Origin of the sequence: Nocardioides sp. CPCC 206347, from assembly GCF_048654605.1 — a bacterium.
In the GTDB taxonomy this organism is placed as follows: domain Bacteria; phylum Actinomycetota; class Actinomycetes; order Propionibacteriales; family Nocardioidaceae; genus Nocardioides.
Window position 1 is genome coordinate 1 of record NZ_JBMCYZ010000011.1, and the last position, 19042, is coordinate 19042.

A 19042-nucleotide genomic window follows, 5' to 3' on the forward strand; every position below is an offset into this window, starting at 1 on the left:
CCCGGTCCCATCCCGAACCCGGAAGTTAAGCCTGCCAGCGCCGATGGTACTGCAACCGAGAGGCTGTGGGAGAGTAGGACGCCGCCGGACATACATTGCCGAAAGGCCAGCACCCTTGGTGCTGGCCTTTCGTGCTTTTGCGACCACTTCTTCAGGCACGTGGGGTCCATCAGCTCTCCACAGAGCTCTTCCATCCTGCTGTTTCTCCACAGCACCGGGTCACCGTCTTCTCCGGTGTCGGCGGTTGTCCCGATTCTCGGGTCATCCCAAGGAGAGGAACGGCAATGGTGAATGAAGTGACCCTGGTCGGCCGGGTGGCCGCGGATGCGGAACAGCGGGAAATGCCGAGCGGTGACCTGCTGGGCGTGTGCCGGCTGATCGTCAGCCGCGAGGAGGTGAAGGTGCTCCCGACAGGACGCAAGGGCTCCTCGGTCGACGTGGTGGACCTGGCAGCCTGGACACCGAAGGCACGGCGCGCGATGGGGCGCTGGCGTGCCGGTGACGAGGTGGCCGTCGAGGGCGCGCTGCGGCGCCGGTTCTACCGGACCGGGGGTGCGACGGCGTCCCGGGTCGAGGTGGAGGTCAGCTCGGGCCGGTTGGTGCGTCGCGCAAGGAGCGAATGAGGACACCGAGACTCGGCTTGGGCTGGAACGACGTGGCCTTCTCGGGCAGCAGTCGGTCAGCCTCCGCAATGCGGAGCACCAGGTCGACGGACGGTGCCGGCATCAACACGGCGACCTGGTCGGAGCGCGCGCGTCCTAGGGCTTCGTCGACACTGTGGTGATAGGTCAGCGCCGTCGGTCCGTGTGGGAGCGCCGGGACGATCCGGCGGTGCAGCGTCTCGACGGCAGCCTCACCGCTGCCGGGGTCGAGATCGAGGACCGCCCAGGTGGTGCCGTCGGTCGCGGCCAGACGGGTGGCCGACAGTGCGGCCACGGCTTCGGGCTGGCTCCGCTCCTCGTAGTGGAGTCCCACGCTCTCGACGGCATCGCGCAGGTCGGCCAGTGACGCCCCGGCAAGGGTTCGGTGGATCGGGCCCAGGAACAGCGGGGTCGCTTCCTGGTCGACCAGCATCGCGAGGCCGAAGTCGGTCGCCGCCCGACCGCCGTGTGAGCCGGCGTGACGTCGCTGCAGTCGCAGGTAGGCGGCGTACCGGTGGTGCCCGTCGGCGATCAGCGCGCGGCTCCCGGCCAGTTCGATGGCAATCGTCGTGAGCGTTGCGGGGTCGCGGATGGCCCAGATCCGGTGCTGTTGCTCGCCGCGGTCGGTGAACGAGTGATCGGGCGTGTTGGTCATCACCTTGGCCAGCGTCGTTCGCAGCACCTCGCTGCCGCGGTGGACCAGGAGGATCGGTGCCGGGTTCAGCTGCATCTCGGCCATCCGGTCGGCCAGGTCGTCGGCCTGGGCGGGGTGGATGCCCTCGTGGGGGAGCACCGCCCGGTCCGAGGGACGCTTGGCCCGGCGCGACACGTCGAGGGCGCCGACCAGCCCGCGCACCGTCATCCCGGCCGAGGTGTACTCGTGCAGGTAGAGCGCGGGCTCGGCGTCATGGCTCACGTAGCCCTTGGCCTGCCATCGCAGGAGGCGAGCCGAGACGTCCTTGTACGGCCGGGCGAACGCGCGGCCGGTGGAAGGGTTGCCCACGCGGGCCGGGGCGAGCATCAACCCCGCGAACGGCTCGAGGCGCAGCGGTCCGGCGACGTACGGCGGTGTCACCAGGGCGGTTGCGTCCATCTAGGCATCGTACGGAGCATCCGGTGTCCGGCACTGGCAAGGTGGACCTGTGTTGCTCACCTCCCGTCGTCCGTTGTCGGCTGTCTACGACCTGGCCATGCTCGATCTCGATGGCGTCGTCTACATCGGGTCTGCCGCCGTACCCGGCGCTGCCGGTCACATCGCCGGCGTACGGACTGCCGGGATGCGGGTCGCGTTCATCACCAACAACGCTTCCCGTCCGCCCTCGGCCGTGGCCGAGCACCTCACGGAGCTGGGTGTGCCGGCCAGCACCGGTGACGTGGTGACCAGTGCGCAGGCGGCCGCACGGTTGCTGGCCGAGCGGTTCGGTGGGGGTGCGAGGATCGTCTGTCTCGGTGGTCCCGGGCTTCGGGCAGCTCTCGAGGAGTCCGGCCTGGTGCCGGTCGGCGTCGATGACGAGGCCCGGGCGATTGCTTCCGGCTACGGGCCGGAGCTGCGCTGGAAGCAGATCATGCGGGCCGCCGTACGGATCAGCGAGGGCCTGCCGTGGGTGGCCAGCAACACCGACACCACGATCCCGACGTCGTTCGGAGTGGCACCCGGCCACGGCGTGCTGGTCGAGATGGTCGAGCGCTTCGCCGGCGTCGCTCCGGTCGTCGCGGGCAAGCCGGAGCGACCACTGCTGGACGAGACCGTCCGCCGCGTCGGCGGGGACCGGCCGCTGATGGTGGGCGACCGCCTCGACACCGACATCGAAGGAGCCCACAACGCAGGGGTCGACTCGTTGCTCGTGCTGACCGGTGTCACCGGGCTCGAGGAACTCGTGGCGGCGCCGCCGTCGCTGCGGCCGTCCTACATCGCTCCCGACCTCGGCGGCCTGGTGACGGCACACCGGGCTCCCGAACGCGATGCCGCAACGTGGGTTCTCGGCGGGTGGCGTGCGCACACCCGTGACGGGCGGCTCGAGGTCGACCAGGTGGCGCCCGACGCCGATCCCGCCGACTGGTGGCGGGTCGCTGCCGAGTCCGCGTGGGGCCATCTCGACAGCACTGGAACGGTGGTCGACCTCACTGCGGCCCGGGTCCCCGGAGTCGCCGGGGTGGCGCGGTAGCCTCACGGCATGACCGAGGTACCTGTTCCGGCGCCCATGCCCACCGGGATCGATGCTGTCGACCGGGTGCTCGACCTCGTGGCGGGGCTCGACGCCCGGCCGCTGGACGAGCACGCAGCCGTCTTCGAGGAGGCGCACGCCGACCTGCGCCAGACGCTCGACAATCCGCCGGCCGCCAGCGCCTGATCGTGCCGCCGCGCCGACTCCGACTCGACGCGGAACTGGTTCGCCGAGGTCTGGCGCCGTCCCGCGAACGTGCCGCCCAACTGATCGCCGACGGCCGGGTGAAGGTGTCCGGCGTCGTGGCGACCAAGCCCGCGACCGGCGTCACGACCGACCTCGCGATCCTGGTCCTCGAGGGCGAGCACGGCCCGGACTACGTCTCCCGCGGAGCCCACAAGCTCCTCGGTGCCCTGACTGTCTTCGGCGCGGACGGCCTGACCGTCACGGGTCGCCGCTGCCTGGATGCCGGTGCGTCGACGGGCGGCTTCACCGACGTACTCCTGCGGGCCGGCGCTGACGAGGTGGTCGCGGTCGACGTCGGGTACGGACAGCTCGACTGGTCCCTGCAGCAACACGAGAAGGTGCGGGTCCACGACCGCACCAACGTCAGGACCCTGACGGTTGACGACATCGGTGGACCGGTCGACCTGGTCGTCGGTGACCTGTCCTTCATCTCCCTCGTCCTGGTCCTGGACGCGTTGCTCGGCGTGACCCGTCCCGACGGTGACCTGGCGCTGATGGTGAAGCCCCAGTTCGAGGTCGGCAAGGACCGCGTCGGCAAGGGCGGAGTCGTACGGGATCCCGAGCTGCGTGCCGAGGCAGTGCTCGGAGTGGCCCACGCTGCCGCGGCACGCGGGTGGGGTGCGAAGGCCGTCACCGTGAGCCCGCTGCCGGGTCCTTCGGGCAACGTCGAGTTCTTCCTGTGGCTGCGCCACGGAGCGCCGGAAGTCGATGACGAGTCCATTGCAGAGGTCGTACGGCGCGGTACGTCGGCCCCGGATGAGATGGTGACTCCATGACGAGCAGCGAGATGGAGGTGGGCACGAGCAGTGACACGCCGCGCCGCGTCCTGGTGCTGGCGCACACGCGCCGCCCCGAGGCCCGCGAGGTCGCGCGCTCCTTCGTCAAGGAACTCACCGGCAACGGGATCATCGTCCGGTTGCTGCGCGCCGAGGCCGACGACCTCGAGCTCGACCCGGCCGGCTACGTGCCGGCTGTCGAACTGACCGATTCGGAGACCGACGCCAGTCGCGGCTGCGAGCTCACCGTCGTGATCGGTGGTGACGGCAGCATCCTGCGCGCCGCGGAGGTCACCCACAAGCGACTCACCCCGGTGCTCGGGGTCAACCTGGGCCATGTGGGCTTCCTCGCCGAAGCCGAGCACGAGGACGTCGCTGCCACGATCGACGCGATCATCCACCAGCGCTACACGACCGAGGACCGCCTCACGCTCGACGTACGGGCCTTCGTCGACGGCGAGCTGGTCTACGCGACGTTCGCGCTCAACGAGGCGAGTGTCGAGAAGGCGGCCCGCGAGCGGATGCTCGAGGTCGTCGTCGAGATCGACAGCCGGCCGTTGTCGCGCTGGGGATGCGACGGCGTGGTCTGTGCGACCCCGACCGGGTCGACGGCGTACAACTTCAGTGCCGGCGGTCCGATCGTGTGGCCGCAGGTCGAGGCGTTGTGCATCGTTCCGCTCAGCGCCCACGCCCTCTTTGCCCGTCCGATGGTGGTCGCTCCGTCCTCGGTCATCGCGATCGAGGTGCTCGAGGGCAACCAGGGCTCGGGTGTGCTGTGGTGCGACGGCCGACGCAGCGTCGACCTGCCGCCCGGTGCCCGGATCGAGGTCAGCCGCGGATTGCGTCCGGTCCGCCTGGTCCGGCTCCACCAGGCGCCGTTCACCGATCGGCTGGTCGCGAAGTTCGGCCTGTCGGTCGAGGGCTGGCGTGGCGCGGCCGAGCGCCGCCAGGCGTGGGAGCGCGGTGACCGGACGTGATCGAAGAACTCCGGATCACCTCACTCGGGGTCATCGACTCCTCCGTGCTCGAGCTCGGGCCCGGCCTGACCGTCATCACCGGTGAGACCGGAGCCGGCAAGACCATGGTCGTCACCGCGCTGGGCCTGTTGCTCGGCGGACGGTCCGACACCGGAGCGGTGCGGGCAGGTGCGAAGCAGGCCCGCGTCGAGGGCCTGGTGCGCGCCGACGCGCTGCCCGGCCTGGCCGCCGCGGTCGAGGAAGCGGGCGGCGAGGTCGAGGACGGCAGCGTCGTCCTGGCCCGCAACGTCAGCGCCGAGGGTCGTTCCCGTGCGTTCGCCGGGGGAGCGGGCGTGCCCGTGGCCACCCTGGCGTCGATCGCCGAGCCACTCGTCGCGGTCCACGGACAGTCCGACCAGCATCGCCTGTTGAAGCCGCAGACCCAGCGGCATGCGCTCGACCGTTTCGGTGGGCACGAGGCGCTGCACGCCACCTACACCGACCTGCACGATCGCCTCATCGCCACCGAGCGCGAGCTCGCCGACGTGCGGGCGACTGCCCGCGAACGAGCCCGCGAAGCAGACGTGCTCCGGTTCGGGGTCGATGAGGTCGCAGCCGTCGCCCCGCAGTCGGGTGAAGACGTCGAACTGGCGGCCGAGGAGTCCCGGCTCGGCCACGCCGACACGCTGCGCGGTGCCGCCGAGCAGGCCCGTGAGGCCCTGTCGAGCGACCACGGCTCGCCGGACGCACTGGGCGCGGTCTCTGCTGCCCGTGGGCTGCTCGAAGGCGTCCGCGGCCACGACCCGGAGGCCGGAGCGCTCGCCGACCGGGTAGCTGAGGTGAGCTACCTGCTCTCCGATGTCGCCGCCGACGTCGCGTCGTACGCCTCGGGCATCGACACCGACCCGAACCGCCTGGCGGCCGCGTCCGAGCGCCGCGCCGCCCTTCTCGCGCTCACCCGCAAGTACGGCGACAGCGTGGACGACGTCCTGGCCTGGGCCGAGCAGGCGTCGCTCCGCCTGATGGACCTCGATTCGACCGATGACCAGATCAACGCGCTGGCCGCCGCCTCCGCCACGTTGCGGGCCGAGCTGGCCGCCGCGGGGGCACGGCTGAGCAAGGCACGTGCCGCCGCAGCGAAGAAGCTCGGCTCGGCCGTGAGCGACGAACTGACCCTGCTGGCGATGCCCCACGCCAGGATGACGATCCGGGTCGCCACTCGGGTCGTTGTCGACGTACCGACCGACCTGGAGCACCCGCCGGCCGACCTGTTGCTCGTCGACGACACGTGGGTGCGCTTCGGGCGCAGCGGTCTCGACGACGTGGAGTTCCTGCTGGCCGCCAACAGCGGTTCCGACCCGCGCGCCCTGCACAAGGGTGCCTCCGGTGGTGAGCTCTCCCGGGTGATGCTGGCCGTCGAGGTCTGCCTCGCCGGCACCAGTCCCGTCCCCACCTTCGTGTTCGACGAGGTCGACGCGGGCGTCGGGGGAGCGGCGGCGGTGGAGATCGGGCGTCGCCTGGCAACGCTCGCGCTCGGGGCCCAGGTCCTCGTCGTCACGCACCTGCCGCAGGTCGCGGCCTTCGCCGACCGACACGTCCTGGTCGAGAAGGCAAGCGACGGGACCATCACGAGCTCGGGTCTCGTGACCCTCGATGACGCGGGTCGCGAACGTGAGCTCTCCCGGATGTTGGCGGGCCTCGCCGAGTCCGACACGGCCCTCGCCCACGCTCGCGAGCTACTCGATGTGGCGCGTCGGCGTGCAGGCTGAGGCCAGAGCACGTAGGATGGAATCCCGTGAACATGGCGCCCCTTAGTGGCTTGACGCAGCGCGGACATCAGGCAAAGCATCTCTTCGTGACGGGAGGGGTCGCCTCCTCTCTTGGCAAGGGCCTCACCGCCTCGAGCCTGGGTCGCTTGCTGCGGTCCCGGGGCCTTCGGGTCACCATGCAGAAGCTGGACCCGTACCTCAATGTCGACCCCGGGACGATGAACCCGTTCCAGCACGGCGAGGTCTTCGTCACTGACGACGGCGCCGAGACCGACCTCGACATCGGGCACTACGAGCGGTTCCTCGACACGAACCTCAACCAGATCGCCAATGTCACCACCGGGCAGGTCTATTCGTCGGTGATCGCCAAGGAGCGCAAGGGCGAGTACCTCGGCGACACGGTCCAGGTGATCCCGCACATCACCAACGAGATCAAGGAACGGATCCTGGCCATGGGTCGCCAGACCGTCCTGAACGACGCAGGCGAGAGCGGCCCGGTCGACGTGGTGATCACCGAGGTCGGTGGCACCGTCGGTGACATCGAGTCCCTGCCGTTCCTCGAGGCGGCCCGTCAGGTCCGTCACGACATCGGTCGCGACAACGTCTTCTTCCTGCACGTCTCGCTGGTCCCGTTCATCGGTCCGTCGGGTGAGCTGAAGACCAAGCCGACCCAGCACTCCGTCGCCGCGTTGCGTCAGGTCGGTATCCAGCCGGACGCCGTGGTGTGCCGCGCGGACCGCGAACTGCCCGACAGCATCAAGGCCAAGATCTCGCTGATGTGCGACGTCGAGCAGGACGCCGTGGTCACCGCGGCCGACGCTCCGTCGATCTACGACATCCCGAAGGTGCTGCACCGCCAGGGCCTGGACGCCTACGTCGTACGACGCCTCAACCTGCCGTTCCGCGACGTCGACTGGACGCTGTGGGACGACCTGCTCCGCCGGGTGCACCACCCCAAGGAAGACGTCACCATCGCCCTGGTCGGCAAGTACGTCGACCTGCACGACGCGTACCTCTCGGTGGCCGAGGCGCTGCGGGCCGGCGGGTTCGCCCACGAAGCGAAGGTGCACCTGCGCTGGGTGGCCTCCGACGAGTGTGAGACGCAGGCCGGTGCGGCCAAGCAACTGTCCGACGTCGACGCGATCTGCGTGCCCGGCGGGTTCGGCATCCGCGGGCTCGAGGGCAAGCTCGGCGCGCTCACCTATGCCCGCGCCCACGCCATTCCGACCCTCGGCCTCTGCCTGGGCCTGCAGTGCATGGTCATCGAGTACGCCCGGACCGAGCTCGGCCTCACCAAGGCCGGTTCGACGGAGTTCGACGTCGACACGCCGGAGCCGGTGATCGCGACGATGGAGGAGCAGAAGGACATCGTCGAGGGCGCGGGCGACCTGGGCGGCACGATGCGCCTGGGCCTGTACCCGGCGACGCTCGCGGAAGGGTCCATCGCGCGTGAGGTCTACGGCGCGGACGAGATCGAGGAGCGCCACCGTCACCGCTACGAGGTCAACAACTCCTACCGCGACCGCCTCGCGAAGGCCGGCCTCGTGTTCTCCGGCGTGAACAACGACCTCGACCTCGTCGAGTTCGTCGAGCTCCCGCGCGACGTGCACCCGTACTACATCGGCACCCAGGCGCACCCCGAGCTGCGCTCGCGTCCGACCCGGCCGCACCCGCTCTTCGCGGGCCTGGTCGGCGCCGCGCTGGTGCGCCAGCGTGAGATGCGCCTGGAGATCGACGAGACCGGCCTGCACCCGGAGCCGGTCGGCGAGTGAGCGAGCTGCGCGACGTACCCGAGTCGTGGCCGGTCGAGTCCCGTGCGGACCTGCACCGCGACGGCTGGGTGCTCGCGCTGCGTTCGGACCAGGTCAACCGGCCGGGTGCGGTCGACGAGGGCGCGTTCCGGCGCCTGGTCGTCGAGCACCCGGGTGCGGCGGTCATCCTGGCGATCGACGAGGACGACCGGGTGCTCTGCCTACGGCAGTACCGGCATCCCGCACAGCACCGGCTGATCGAGCTGCCTGCCGGCGTGTGCGACCACCCCGGTGAGGACCCGATCGAGGTCGCGCGGCGTGAGCTGCGCGAGGAAGCCGCGATGCAGGCCGAACGATGGACCCACCTGCTGTCGACCTTCAGCTCACCGGGCTACTCCGCCGAGCGGATCCACTACTACCTGGCCGAGGGGCTCTCGGCGGCCGACCGGGGCGACTTCGTGCTCGCGCACGAAGAGGCCGACCTGGAGACGCTGTGGGTTCCGTTCCCCGAACTGGTCGATGCGATCCTCAGCGGCGACGTCGCTGACGGTCCCGTCGTGCAGGCCGTGCTCGCCGTCCAGGTGTTGCGCGATCGCGCGGGGCAACCGGGAGCCTGAGCAGTCATGTCCGAGCTGGATGCCATCGATGCCGCCATCGTCCGGGAACTGCAGGCCGACGCGCGGCTGGCGAACAACGTCCTGGCTGCGCGCGTCGGGATCGCGCCCTCGACCTGTCACGGCCGGGTCCGGTCGCTGTTCGAGCGCGGCGTCCTGCTCGGCGCCCACGTCGAGGTCGACCAGGCCAGCATCGGTCGGCCACTCCAGGCGATCATCTCCGTGCGGCTGCGCCCGCACGCGCGCAGCGAGCTCAGTGCCTTCGCCCAGGCCATGGCGGACCTGCCCGAGGTCCTCAACGTCTACTTCCTTGCCGGCGCCGACGACTTCCTGATCCACGTCGCGACCGCGGACTCCGAGGAGCTGCGCGAGTTCGTCCTGGTCCACCTCAGCGGCACCCGCGACGTGGCGATGACCGAGACGAGCCTGATCTTCGAGCACCTCCGGGGACGTCGCACCGAATCTGGTTCGGCACGCCGCTCGGGTGGCGCGCCCACGCCGACGATCTGATCGTTCTTGGCGCTCCTGCCGAATAATCGCTGCAGGTACTAGCGGCAGTGTCGACGAATCTTCAGACTTCGAGGAGGCCAACGATCTGGGCCATCGACCAGGAGGGGTTGCCATGCGCGTCGGCGTGCCGAAGGAAGTCAAGAACCACGAGTACCGGGTGGCCATCACGCCGATCGGCGTGCACGAGCTCGTCGCGCACGGCCACGAGGTCCTGATCCAGGCCGGAGCGGGACTGGGTTCCTCCATCGATGACGCCGACTACGTCGCCGCGGGCGCGCAGATCCTGCCCGACGCGGACGCGGTGTGGGGAACCGCGGACATGGTGCTCAAGGTCAAGGAGCCCATCGCGGAGGAGTACGCCCGCATGCGGGAAGGGCAGGTGCTCTTCACGTACCTGCACCTCGCTGCGGACAAGCCGCTGACCGAGGAACTGCTCCAGCGCAAGGTCACCGGCATCGCCTACGAGACCGTGCAGCTGCCGACGGGCGGGCTGCCGCTGCTCTACCCGATGTCCGAGGTCGCCGGTTGCCTCGCGCCCCAGGTCGGCGCCTACAGCCTGATGAAGGCCCAGGGCGGGCGCGGCGTGCTGATGGGCGGCGTCGGCGGCGTCGCCAACGCGAAGGTCGTGATCATCGGTGCCGGAGTGTCCGGCCAGAACGCGGCCAACATCGCGCTCGGGATGGGCGCGGACGTCACCCTGCTCGACACCGATCTGGACAAGCTCCGGATGTCGTTCTGGCGCTACAGCAACCAGGTCCACGGTCTGGCGTCGTCGAAGCTGGCACTCGAGCAGCAGGTGATCGCGGCCGATCTGGTGATCGGAGCGGTGCTCATCCCCGGTGCGGCTGCCCCGAAGCTCGTGTCGAACGAGTTGGTCTCGCGGATGAAGCCCGGATCGGTCCTCGTCGACATCGCGGTCGACCAGGGCGGCTGCTTCGAGGACACCCGCCCCACCACGCACGACGACCCGACCTACCAGGTGCACAACTCGACGTTCTACTGCGTGGCGAACATGCCGGGCGCGGTGCCGAACACGTCGACGTACGCACTGACCAACGCCACGCTGCCGTACGCGGTCGCGCTGGCGAACAAGGGCTGGGTCCAGGCATGCCGTGACGACCACAGTCTCGCCCTCGGTCTGAACACCCACGCCGGCAACCTCACCAACGCTCCGGTGGCCGAGGCCGTCGGCATCGCGTCGGTCCCGCTGGAGGACGCGCTAGCCTGACCGGGTGACAGGGACGGATGCGGTGGACCGGGCGGTCCGTACCTATCTGGACCACCTCACCGTCGAGAAGGGCCTGGCCCTCAACACGTTGACCTCGTACCGTCGCGATCTGCGGCGCTATCGCGAACACCTGGCAGGTGCCGGGATCGACCGCCTCGACCAGGTCACCGAGTCGACCGTGTCGGACTTCCTCGTCCGGTTGCGGGAAGGCAGTGGTGAGCACCCGCCGCTCAGCGCCTCCTCGGCTGCCCGCACCGTGGTGGCTGTCCGCGGCTTCCACAAGTTCGCCGTCGCTGACGGCCTGGCCACACTCGATCCTGCGGCAGCGGTGAAGCCGCCGACACCCGCGAAGCGACTGCCCAAGGCGCTGCCGCTCTCCGACGTCGAGGCGATCCTCGAGGCCGCCGGCGCCCCCGACACCCCGCTGGCGTTGCGGGACCGGGCCCTGCTGGAGCTGCTCTACGGCACCGGGGCCCGGATCTCGGAGGCCGTGGGCCTCGACGTCGACGACGTCGCCGACCTCGATGCCGACGCAGACGGCGTGGGCGGCAGCGGCACGGTCCTGCTGCGCGGCAAGGGCAGCAAGGAGCGGCTGGTTCCGGTGGGTTCGTACGCGCGGACTGCCGTGGCGTCATACCTCGTCCGGGGGAGGCCGACACTGGTGTCGAGTGCCTCCAACGCCGCGCTCTTCCTCAACTCCCGCGGTGGACGCCTGTCGCGCCAGTCGGCGTGGACCGTGCTGGTGAAGGCCGCCGAACGCGCCGGCGTCACCCGCGACGTCTCGCCGCACACGTTGCGTCACTCGTTCGCGACGCACCTGCTCGACGGTGGTGCCGACGTCCGGGTCGTCCAGGAACTGCTGGGCCACGCGTCGGTGACCACCACGCAGGTCTACACGCTGGTCACCGTCGACAACCTGCGCGAGGTCTTCGCGACCGCGCACCCCCGGGCCCGGCATGGCTGACGCCGGCTCATCGGGCGGCACCGATGCGGCGTACGACCGGATCCTTGCGTACGCCGAAGGGCAGGGCCTGACGCTCTACCCGCACCAGGAGGAGGCGCTCCTCTCGCTCCTGTCCGGCGAGAACGTCATCCTCGCGACACCCACCGGGTCGGGGAAGTCGCTCGTGGCGATGGGTGCGGCGATGGCTGCTCTCGCCGACGACCGGGTGACCTTCTACACCGCGCCGATCAAGGCCTTGGTGAGCGAGAAGTTCTTCGACCTGGTCGAGATCTTCGGCGCCGCGGACGTCGGCATGCTGACCGGCGACGTGTCCGTCAACGCGGACGCGCCGATCATCTGCTGCACCGCCGAGGTGCTCGCCAACATCGCCCTGCGCGAGGGCGAGGCCGCCGACGTCGGCATGGTCGTGATGGACGAGTTCCACTTCTACGGTGAACCCGGCCGCGGCTGGGCCTGGCAGGTGCCGCTGATCGAGCTGCCGCGCGCGCAGTTCCTGTTGATGTCGGCCACCCTCGGCGACGTCACCGAGCTCGCCGCCGACATGACCCGTCGCAACGGCCGCGACACCGCGGTCGTCGACGAGGCCGAGCGCCCGGTGCCGCTGAACTTCAGCTGGTCCCTCGACCCGATGGGCGAGACCCTCGAGGAACTGGTCACCACGGGTCAGGGGCCGGTGTACGTCGTGCACTTCACCCAGGCCGCAGCCGTCGAGCACGCCGTGTCGTTGCTGGCCGGCCCCGGACGCCTCGACACGGTGCTGCCCAAGGACCGCAAGGAACAGATCGCCGAACGGATCGCGGGCGTCCGGTTCGCCGCCGGCTTCGGCAAGGTCCTCAACAAGCTGCTGCGCCAGGGGATCGGCGTCCACCACGCCGGGATGCTGCCGCGCTACCGCCGGCTCGTCGAGCAACTCGCACAGGCCGGACTGCTCACCGTCATCTGCGGCACCGACACCCTCGGCGTCGGCATCAACGTCCCGATCCGCACCGTGCTGTTCACCGGGCTGGCGAAGTTCGACGGCACCCGCCAACGCGTGCTGCGCACGCGGGAGTTCCTGCAGATCGCCGGCCGCGCGGGGCGAGCCGGTTTCGACACGGCGGGCTACGTCGTCGTACAGGCCCCCGAGCACGTGATCGAGAACGAGAAGGCCAAGGCGAAGGCGGCCGCGAAGAACGCCGCGATGAGCGTCGAGAAGCAGGCCAAGCGCAAGTCCAAGGCGCAGCTGCGCAAGCCACCCGAGGGCACGGTGGTCTGGAGCGAGCAGACCTTCACCCGGCTGGTCGAGGGGAAGCCCGAGCCGCTCAAGTCGCAGATGAAGGTCGACAACGGGATGCTCGTCAACGTCCTCTCCCGCGAGGAGGACGCGTTCGTCGTCCTGCGGCGGCTGCTGATGGACAACCACGAGGAACGCCGCACCCAGCTGCGCCTGGCCAAGCGCGCCGTCCGGCTGGCGCGCAGCCTGGTCACGTCCGAGGTGCTGACGCGTCTGGACGAGGTCGACGGGTTCGGTCGCCGCTACGTGCTGACCGAGGCGCTGCCCGAGGACTTCGCGCTCAACCAGCCGTTATCGCACTTCGCCCTCGCCGTGCTCGACGTCCTGGACCCGGACAGTGAGACCTTCATGCTCGACGTCATCTCGGTGATGGAGTCGACGCTCGAGGCCCCGCGACCGTTGCTCTTCGCCCAGCGTCACGCCGCTCGGGGCGAGGCGATCTCCGCGCTCAAGGCCGACGGTGTCGAGTACGACGAACGGATGGCCCTCATCGAGGAGGTGACCTGGCCCGAGCCGCTCGGCGAGCTGCTGGAGCCGCTGTTCGAGACGTACCGCGAACGGCACCCCTGGCTCCCGCCGGACGCCCTGGCTCCGAAGTCGGTCGTCCGCGAGATGTGGGAGCAGGGGATGGGCTTCACCGATCTCGTCTCCCGCTACCAGATCGCCCGGTCCGAGGGCCTGATCCTGCGCTACCTCACCGACGCCTATCGGGCGCTGCGGCACAGCGTTCCCGAGGCGGTGCGTACCGACGAGTTCGAGCTGCTCGTCGAGTGGCTGGGGGAGACCGTGCGCCAGGTCGACTCCTCGCTCCTCGACGAGTGGGAGGCCCTCAATCATCCGGACCACATCCCCGCGAACGTCGCGCACGGCGAACCGCCGCCCCCGCCGCGTCCGCTCAGCCAGCAGGGCCGCGTGTTCGAGGTGATGGTGCGCAACGCGCTGTGGCGCCGCGTCGAGCTGTTCGCCCGCGACGACGTGCCCGGACTCGCGGCACTCGAGGCCGCATCCGGCGGCGAGTTCGGCGAGAAGGACTGGGACGAGGCGATCGAGGACTACTTCGCCGAGCACAAGCGCCTGCACACGGACGGAGACGCGCGCGGACCCGCGCTGCTCGCCATCGACAAGCAGCCCGGCCGCTGGACGGCCACCCAGACCCTGCACGACCCGGAGGGCAACCACGACTGGGTGATCGTCGCCGAGGTCGACCTGGCCGCGAGCGACGAGGCCGGCGAGGCCGTCGTACGCACCCTCGAGGCGCGCTGCCTCACCGGCTGATCGACCCACCGGTCATCGCTCCGGCGAGTCTCCCCAATGTCGCCGTGTCGACATTGTTGACTGGGGGAGTCCCGGGCCCTGGGGAAGGGGCCCGCAACCGCAGATGACACAAAGGTGAGGGCAATGGTCGGTTTCTACGGAGGTTCCAGTGCACCCGACATGCCGCCGAGGACGCGCATCCCGGCTTCGGGAAGCGACATCCCGCTCGGTACAGGCGATGACGTCGACGGTGGCGAAGCCACGACGTTGCAGTTCCCCGTCGATTTCCCCGTGGAGACCGCGATGACGCGCGTGTCCCCGGTGATGGAGTCCACGGGCAAGCTCGGCCCCACCGGTCGCATGATGCCGGTGCTGCCGACGCCCAAGCCGGTCACCGAGCACGGTCCCGCGCGCGTGATCGCGATGTGCAACCAGAAGGGTGGCGTCGGCAAGACGACGACCACGATCAACCTCGGTGCTGCGCTGGCTGAGTTCGGCCGCAAGGTGCTGCTCGTCGACTTCGACCCGCAGGGTTCGTTGTCCGTCGGCCTCGGGCTCAACCCGCACGAGATGGATCGCTCGGTCTACAACCTGTTGATGGACCGCCAGACCACCATCGACGACGTCGTGGTGCCCTCGGGCGTCCCGGGCATGGACCTGCTGCCCTCCAACATCGACCTGTCGGCCGCCGAGGTGCAGCTGGTGCACGAGGTCGCCCGCGAGCAGACCCTGCAGCGCGTGCTGGCCCCGGCCCTGGAGCGGTACGACGTCATCCTCATCGACTGTCAGCCCTCGCTCGGCCTGCTGACGGTCAACGCGCTCACGGCCTCGCACGGCGTGATCGTGCCGCTGGAGTGCGAGTACTTCGCGCTGCGTGGTGTCGCGCTGCTCAAGCAGACGATCGACAAGGTCAAGGAGCGCCTCAACCCGGCCCTCGAGGTCGACGGCGTGCTCGGCACGATGTTCGACGGCCGCACCCTGCACGGGCGTGAGGTCCTCGAGCGCCTGGTGTCGGCCTGGGGCGACCAGGTGTTCCACACCGTCATCCGCCGTACCGTGAAGTTCTCCGACTCGACCGTCGCCGGTGAGCCGATCACGTCGTACGCGTCGGGCTCCTCGGGTGCCGAGGCCTATCGCCAGCTGGCGAAGGAGGTGGCGCTGCGGTGTCTCGACGTGTGAGCCTGCCGACGGCCGACGACCTCTTCCGTCCGACCGCCAGCGAGGAGGACACACGCCCCGGCCGCGGCAAGGTTCGTGCCGTCCCCGACGCACCCCAGTCGATCACCGGGACTGCCGATGCGGCGCCGCAGAAGGCACCCAGTGGACGGGTCCGGCACGACGAGAAGATCACCGTCTACGTCACCGCCGGCGAGCTGATGGACCTGGAGAAGGCCCGGCTCACCCTGCGCGGCGACCACGGCCTGGCCGTGGATCGTGGGCGGATCGTTCGGGAGGCCCTGCACCTGGTCCTCGCCGAGCTCGAGTCCGGGGGAGAGGACTCCGCGCTGGTCAGGCGCCTGCGTGAGTCATGATGCAGGTGTGAGTGAGGCAGAGTCGCCCGAGATGAGCGAGACGGGCGGTGGGTTCGAACTTCGCCTGTCGAACTTCGAGGGCCCCTTCGACCTGCTGCTCAGCCTGATCTCCAAGCACAAGCTCGACGTCACCGAGATCGCGCTGGCCGAGGTCACCGTCGAGTTCATCGCGCACATCAAGCGGCTGCCCGACGACGGCGACCTGGAGGAGACCACCTCCTTCCTGCTCGTCGCAGCGACCCTGCTCGACCTCAAGGCAGCGCGCCTGCTTCCGCAGGGCGATGTCGAGGACGAGGAGGACCTTGCGCTGCTCGAGGCCCGGGACCTGCTCTTCGCCCGGCTGCTGCAGTACCGGGCGTACAAGCAGGTGGCGTCGCTCATGGATCGCCGGTTGCAGGAGGAGGCGCGCCGCTACCCGCGTGCCGTCGGGCTGGAGGACCGGTTCGCGGGCCTGCTGCCGGAGGTGCTGATCGGGATCGGTCTCGACCAGTTCGCTGCCCTCGCCGCGAAGGCCATGCAGCCGCGCCCCGAGCTGCAGCTGAACCTCCAGCACATCCACGCGCCGACGGTCAGCGTGCGCGAGCAGGGTGCCGTCGTCATGGACCGGCTGCGCCGCAGTGGGACGATGACCTTCCGGGCGCTGTGTGGCGATTCCCCCGACACCCTGACCACGGTGGCGCGGTTCCTGTCGCTGCTGGAGCTGTTCCGCGAAGGTGTCGTCGCGTTCGACCAGATGACGCCCCTGGGCGAGCTCACGGTGCGCTGGACCGGCGACGACACGGTCGACGTGGACGACGTGATCACCGACGAATTCGACGGCGCGCTCCCACCCGAGGAGCAGGACCGTTCCGAGGCACGAGAGAAGACTGATGACTGACCAGGTCGAAGAAGCACTGCCGGTGCCGTTCGCGGCCCTGCGCCCCGCGCTGGAGGCCGTGCTGATGGTGGCCGACCAGCCGCTCGACGAGCTCACCCTCGCCACGGCCGTGAGCTACCCGGCTGCCGAGGTCGCCGCTGCCCTGGCCGCCCTTGCTGCCGAGTACGACGACCAGGGCCGTGGCTTCGAGCTGCGCAATGTCGCCGGTGGCTGGCGGTACTACACCCGCGAGGAGTTCGCGCAGGTCGTCGAGGGCTTCGTGCTCGAGGGCCAGCAGGCGCGCCTGACGCAGGCCGCGCTGGAGACGCTGGCGGTCGTGGCCTACCAGCAGCCCGTGTCGCGTGCCCGCGTCTCCGCGGTGCGTGGCGTGAACGTCGACGGCGTGATGCGGACGCTGATCAGCCGCGGGCTGGTCGAGGAGGCCGGCCAGGACGGCGAGCACGGTGCGACGCTGTACCGCACGACGTCGTACTTCCTGGAGCGGATCGGCATCGTCTCGATCGACGAGCTGCCCGACCTGGCGCCGCACCTGCCCGACCTCGCCGAGATGGAAGAGGAGCTGGCCACGGCGCAGGGAGCACCGCAGGCAGCAGAGCCGGTCGAACCCGAGCCCGAGCCCGAGTCGGAGGCCGACACCGATGGCGCGTGACATCGCAGTCGACGAGGACGGCCTGATCCGCCTCCAGAAGCTGCTCGCCACCTCGGGCGTCGCCTCGCGCCGCAAGTGCGAGGAGCTGATGCTCGACGGCGAGGTCGAGGTCGACGGCGAGGTCATCACCCGGCTCGGCACCAAGGTCGACCCGCGCACCGCGGTGATCAAGGTGTCGGGCAAGCGGCTGCCACCGGTGTCCGACCAGATGTACCTCGTCCTGAACAAGCCGCGCGGTGTCGTGTCCACCATGTCGGACCCCCAGGGCCGCACGACGCTGACCGACGTGCTCAGCGAGATCCTGGCGGCGGACCCGGCGTTGCGGCTGTTCCACGTCGGACGCCTCGACACGGACACCTCCGGGCTGCTGATGCTCACCAACGACGGCGACTTCGCCCACCGGATGGCGCATCCGTCCTTCGAGGTCGAGAAGACCTACGTCGCCGAGGTGACCGGGCGGATCTCGAAGAACACGGTCGCCGACCTGCTGGCGGGCGTGACGCTCGACGACGGTCCCGTGGAAGTACGACGGGCCCGGATCCTCGGTGCGACCGCGGACCGCTCGATCATCGAGCTGGTCATCCACGAGGGACGCAACCGGATCGTGCGTCGCCTGCTCGACCAGGTCGGCCACCCCGTGCGGCAGCTGAGCCGCACGAAGTTCGGACCGATCGAGCTCGGCACCCTCGCCACCGGGACGACCCGCGAGCTCAGCGATGACGAGCTCGGAGAGCTCCTCGACCTGGTCGGTCTGTGATGGGTGAGCACGATTCCGCCCTGACCGGGCCGGTCGAGATCATCGGCACCGGCCTGATCGGCACGTCGATCGCGCTGGCCTGCCGCCGCGCAGGACTCGAGGTGCTGTTGACCGATGCCGCGCCCGACCATGTCCGGACCGCGTCCGGACTCGGTGCCGGCCGGCCCCGCGAGGTGAGTGACGTCCCGCAGCTGGTCGTGGTCGCCGTACCCCCGGACGCGCTGGGTGGTGCGATCCGGCTGACGCTCGATGCCGCGGGACCCGACACGATCGTCACCGATGTCGGCAGCGTGAAGGGTGCGCCGCTCGACGCCGTGGCGAGCCACCCGGCGGTCAGCCGCTACGTCGGCAGCCACCCGATGGCCGGCACGGAGCACTCCGGGCCGTTGTCGGCGAGCGCGGCGATGTTCGACGGCCGGCCGTGGGCGATCACGCCGGGCCCGGACGCGACTCCGGCCGCCGTCCACGTCGTCGAGGCGCTGGTGCGGGTGTGTGGCGCCGTCCCGGTGCACCTGCCGCCCCAGGAGCACGATCGGGCCGTGGCCCGCACCTCGCACGTCCCGCACCTGATGGCCGCCCTCGTCGCCGGCACGCTGGCGGGCGCGACGCCGGCCCATCTCGCCCTGTCCGGCACGGGTGTGCGCGATGTCACCCGCGTCGCTGGTGGGGACCCGCGGCTCTACAGCCAGATCATCGGCGGCAACGCGGAAGCGGTGGCTGCGCTGCTCGGCGAGGTCCGCGAGCGACTCGACCTGGTGCTGGAGGCCGTGGCCGGCCAGGACCGGGTCGGACTCGAGTCGTTGCTGGCCTACGGCCAGGCGGGAACCCGCGCAATTCCGGGCAAGCACGGCGCTGCGCCGCAGCCGATGGAAGCGGTCCGGGTCGCGGTACCCGACCACCCGGGCGAGCTCGCCCGGCTCTTCGCCGACGCGGGTGCGAGCGGGGTCAACATCGAGGACGTCCGGATCGACCACGACCCCGGACGCCCGGTCGGACTGGTCGAGCTCGACGTCATCGAGACGCGCGCGGAGGAGCTGCGGGTCGCTCTGGAGTCGAACGGCTGGGTGACTCACCGGTAGT

At 70.2% G+C, this 19042-nt stretch carries 19 protein-coding genes and 1 rRNA gene; 19 read left to right on the forward strand and 1 reads right to left on the reverse strand.

Annotated elements, in window-relative coordinates:
* Together rrf and ACOACQ_RS23810 are read left to right on the forward strand one after the other, a co-directional pair.
* A 5S ribosomal RNA gene (rrf, locus tag ACOACQ_RS23805) occupies positions 1-90 on the forward strand; the annotation flags it as partial.
* Between the two features lie 194 nt (positions 91-284).
* Positions 285-623: a single-stranded DNA-binding protein gene (locus tag ACOACQ_RS23810; protein ID WP_378597161.1), complete on the forward strand. Its 339-nt coding sequence runs from the start codon at positions 285-287 to the stop codon at positions 621-623.
* Here ACOACQ_RS23810 and ACOACQ_RS23815 read toward each other — a convergent pair.
* Positions 583-1734 carry a DUF1015 family protein gene (locus ACOACQ_RS23815; RefSeq protein ID WP_378597163.1) on the reverse strand — a complete coding sequence of 384 codons (1152 nt, stop codon included), beginning with the start codon at positions 1732-1734 and terminating at the stop codon, positions 583-585. The two genes, ACOACQ_RS23810 and ACOACQ_RS23815, sit on opposite strands and share 41 nt — an antisense overlap.
* Positions 1735-1783: 49 nt before the next feature.
* Between ACOACQ_RS23815 and ACOACQ_RS23820 the strand changes: the two genes are divergently transcribed.
* The 17 genes from ACOACQ_RS23820 (at position 1784) to ACOACQ_RS23900 (ending at position 19041) form a co-directional block, all read left to right on the forward strand.
* Positions 1784-2806 (forward strand): HAD-IIA family hydrolase, encoded by a 1023-nt coding sequence (locus ACOACQ_RS23820; protein WP_378597164.1) that lies wholly within the window; start codon positions 1784-1786, stop codon positions 2804-2806.
* A gap of 9 nt (positions 2807-2815) precedes the next feature.
* The gene (locus tag ACOACQ_RS23825; RefSeq protein WP_378597165.1) at positions 2816-2992 is read left to right on the forward strand and encodes a hypothetical protein; all 177 of its coding nucleotides are present in this window, start codon (positions 2816-2818) and stop codon (positions 2990-2992) included.
* A 2-nt stretch (positions 2993-2994) separates the two neighbouring features.
* On the forward strand, positions 2995-3828 hold the full coding sequence (locus tag ACOACQ_RS23830; RefSeq protein WP_378597166.1) for a TlyA family RNA methyltransferase: 834 nt from the start codon (positions 2995-2997) through the stop codon (positions 3826-3828).
* On the forward strand, positions 3825-4805 hold the full coding sequence (locus ACOACQ_RS23835; protein ID WP_378597167.1) for an NAD kinase: 981 nt from the start codon (positions 3825-3827) through the stop codon (positions 4803-4805). Before ACOACQ_RS23830 ends, ACOACQ_RS23835 begins: the two co-directional genes overlap by 4 nt.
* Positions 4802-6553 (forward strand): DNA repair protein RecN, encoded by a 1752-nt coding sequence (recN, locus tag ACOACQ_RS23840; RefSeq protein ID WP_378597168.1) that lies wholly within the window; start codon positions 4802-4804, stop codon positions 6551-6553. Before ACOACQ_RS23835 ends, recN begins: the two co-directional genes overlap by 4 nt.
* Positions 6554-6585: 32 nt before the next feature.
* Entirely contained in the window at positions 6586-8325 is a 1740-nt protein-coding gene (locus tag ACOACQ_RS23845) for a CTP synthase (protein ID WP_378597193.1), read from the forward strand.
* Complete coding sequence (locus ACOACQ_RS23850) at positions 8322-8921, forward strand: NUDIX domain-containing protein (RefSeq protein ID WP_378597169.1); 600 nt, start codon at positions 8322-8324, stop codon at positions 8919-8921. Before ACOACQ_RS23845 ends, ACOACQ_RS23850 begins: the two co-directional genes overlap by 4 nt.
* 6 nt (positions 8922-8927) lie before the next feature.
* Complete coding sequence (locus ACOACQ_RS23855; protein ID WP_378597170.1) at positions 8928-9428, forward strand: Lrp/AsnC family transcriptional regulator; 501 nt, start codon at positions 8928-8930, stop codon at positions 9426-9428.
* 112 nt (positions 9429-9540) lie between these two features.
* Positions 9541-10656, forward strand: coding sequence for an alanine dehydrogenase (gene ald / locus ACOACQ_RS23860; RefSeq protein WP_378597171.1), 1116 nt, complete (start codon positions 9541-9543; stop codon positions 10654-10656).
* A gap of 4 nt (positions 10657-10660) precedes the next feature.
* Positions 10661-11620 (forward strand): site-specific tyrosine recombinase XerD, encoded by a 960-nt coding sequence (gene xerD / locus ACOACQ_RS23865; protein WP_378597172.1) that lies wholly within the window; start codon positions 10661-10663, stop codon positions 11618-11620.
* A complete protein-coding gene (locus tag ACOACQ_RS23870) occupies positions 11613-14168 on the forward strand; it encodes a DEAD/DEAH box helicase (protein WP_378597173.1) in 2556 nt (851 codons plus the stop codon). The genes xerD and ACOACQ_RS23870 overlap by 8 nt, the downstream gene beginning before the upstream one ends.
* Before the next feature lie 282 nt (positions 14169-14450).
* Entirely contained in the window at positions 14451-15326 is an 876-nt protein-coding gene (locus ACOACQ_RS23875) for a ParA family protein (protein WP_378597194.1), read from the forward strand.
* The gene (locus tag ACOACQ_RS23880; RefSeq protein ID WP_378597174.1) at positions 15311-15679 is read left to right on the forward strand and encodes a hypothetical protein; all 369 of its coding nucleotides are present in this window, start codon (positions 15311-15313) and stop codon (positions 15677-15679) included. Before ACOACQ_RS23875 ends, ACOACQ_RS23880 begins: the two co-directional genes overlap by 16 nt.
* A gap of 7 nt (positions 15680-15686) precedes the next feature.
* Positions 15687-16556 carry a segregation and condensation protein A gene (locus tag ACOACQ_RS23885; RefSeq protein WP_378597175.1) on the forward strand — a complete coding sequence of 290 codons (870 nt, stop codon included), beginning with the start codon at positions 15687-15689 and terminating at the stop codon, positions 16554-16556.
* The gene (gene scpB / locus ACOACQ_RS23890; protein WP_378597176.1) at positions 16549-17205 is read left to right on the forward strand and encodes an SMC-Scp complex subunit ScpB; all 657 of its coding nucleotides are present in this window, start codon (positions 16549-16551) and stop codon (positions 17203-17205) included. The genes ACOACQ_RS23885 and scpB overlap by 8 nt, the downstream gene beginning before the upstream one ends.
* Positions 17195-17962 carry a pseudouridine synthase gene (locus ACOACQ_RS23895; protein WP_378597177.1) on the forward strand — a complete coding sequence of 256 codons (768 nt, stop codon included), beginning with the start codon at positions 17195-17197 and terminating at the stop codon, positions 17960-17962. Before scpB ends, ACOACQ_RS23895 begins: the two co-directional genes overlap by 11 nt.
* Complete coding sequence (locus ACOACQ_RS23900) at positions 17962-19041, forward strand: prephenate dehydrogenase (RefSeq protein ID WP_378597178.1); 1080 nt, start codon at positions 17962-17964, stop codon at positions 19039-19041. The genes ACOACQ_RS23895 and ACOACQ_RS23900 overlap by 1 nt, the downstream gene beginning before the upstream one ends.
* The last annotated feature ends 1 nt before the right edge of the window (position 19042 follow it).

Bases quoted from the DNA above. Each gene is read 5' to 3' on its own strand.
- ACOACQ_RS23875 (WP_378597194.1), top strand. From the start codon at position 14,451: ATGACGCGCGTGTCCCCGGTGATGGAGTCCACGGGCAAGCTCGGCCCC.
- ACOACQ_RS23835 (WP_378597167.1), top strand. From the start codon at position 3,825: ATGACGAGCAGCGAGATGGAGGTGGGCACGAGCAGTGACACGCCGCGC.
- ald (WP_378597171.1), top strand. From the start codon at position 9,541: ATGCGCGTCGGCGTGCCGAAGGAAGTCAAGAACCACGAGTACCGGGTG.
- ACOACQ_RS23845 (WP_378597193.1), top strand. From the start codon at position 6,586: ATGGCGCCCCTTAGTGGCTTGACGCAGCGCGGACATCAGGCAAAGCAT.
- ACOACQ_RS23825 (WP_378597165.1), top strand. From the start codon at position 2,816: ATGACCGAGGTACCTGTTCCGGCGCCCATGCCCACCGGGATCGATGCT.
- ACOACQ_RS23815 (WP_378597163.1), bottom strand. From the start codon at position 1,734: ATGGACGCAACCGCCCTGGTGACACCGCCGTACGTCGCCGGACCGCTG.
- ACOACQ_RS23900 (WP_378597178.1), top strand. From the start codon at position 17,962: ATGGGTGAGCACGATTCCGCCCTGACCGGGCCGGTCGAGATCATCGGC.
- ACOACQ_RS23895 (WP_378597177.1), top strand. From the start codon at position 17,195: ATGGCGCGTGACATCGCAGTCGACGAGGACGGCCTGATCCGCCTCCAG.
- ACOACQ_RS23870 (WP_378597173.1), top strand. From the start codon at position 11,613: ATGGCTGACGCCGGCTCATCGGGCGGCACCGATGCGGCGTACGACCGG.
- ACOACQ_RS23810 (WP_378597161.1), top strand. From the start codon at position 285: ATGGTGAATGAAGTGACCCTGGTCGGCCGGGTGGCCGCGGATGCGGAA.
- scpB (WP_378597176.1), top strand. From the start codon at position 16,549: ATGACTGACCAGGTCGAAGAAGCACTGCCGGTGCCGTTCGCGGCCCTG.
- ACOACQ_RS23855 (WP_378597170.1), top strand. From the start codon at position 8,928: ATGTCCGAGCTGGATGCCATCGATGCCGCCATCGTCCGGGAACTGCAG.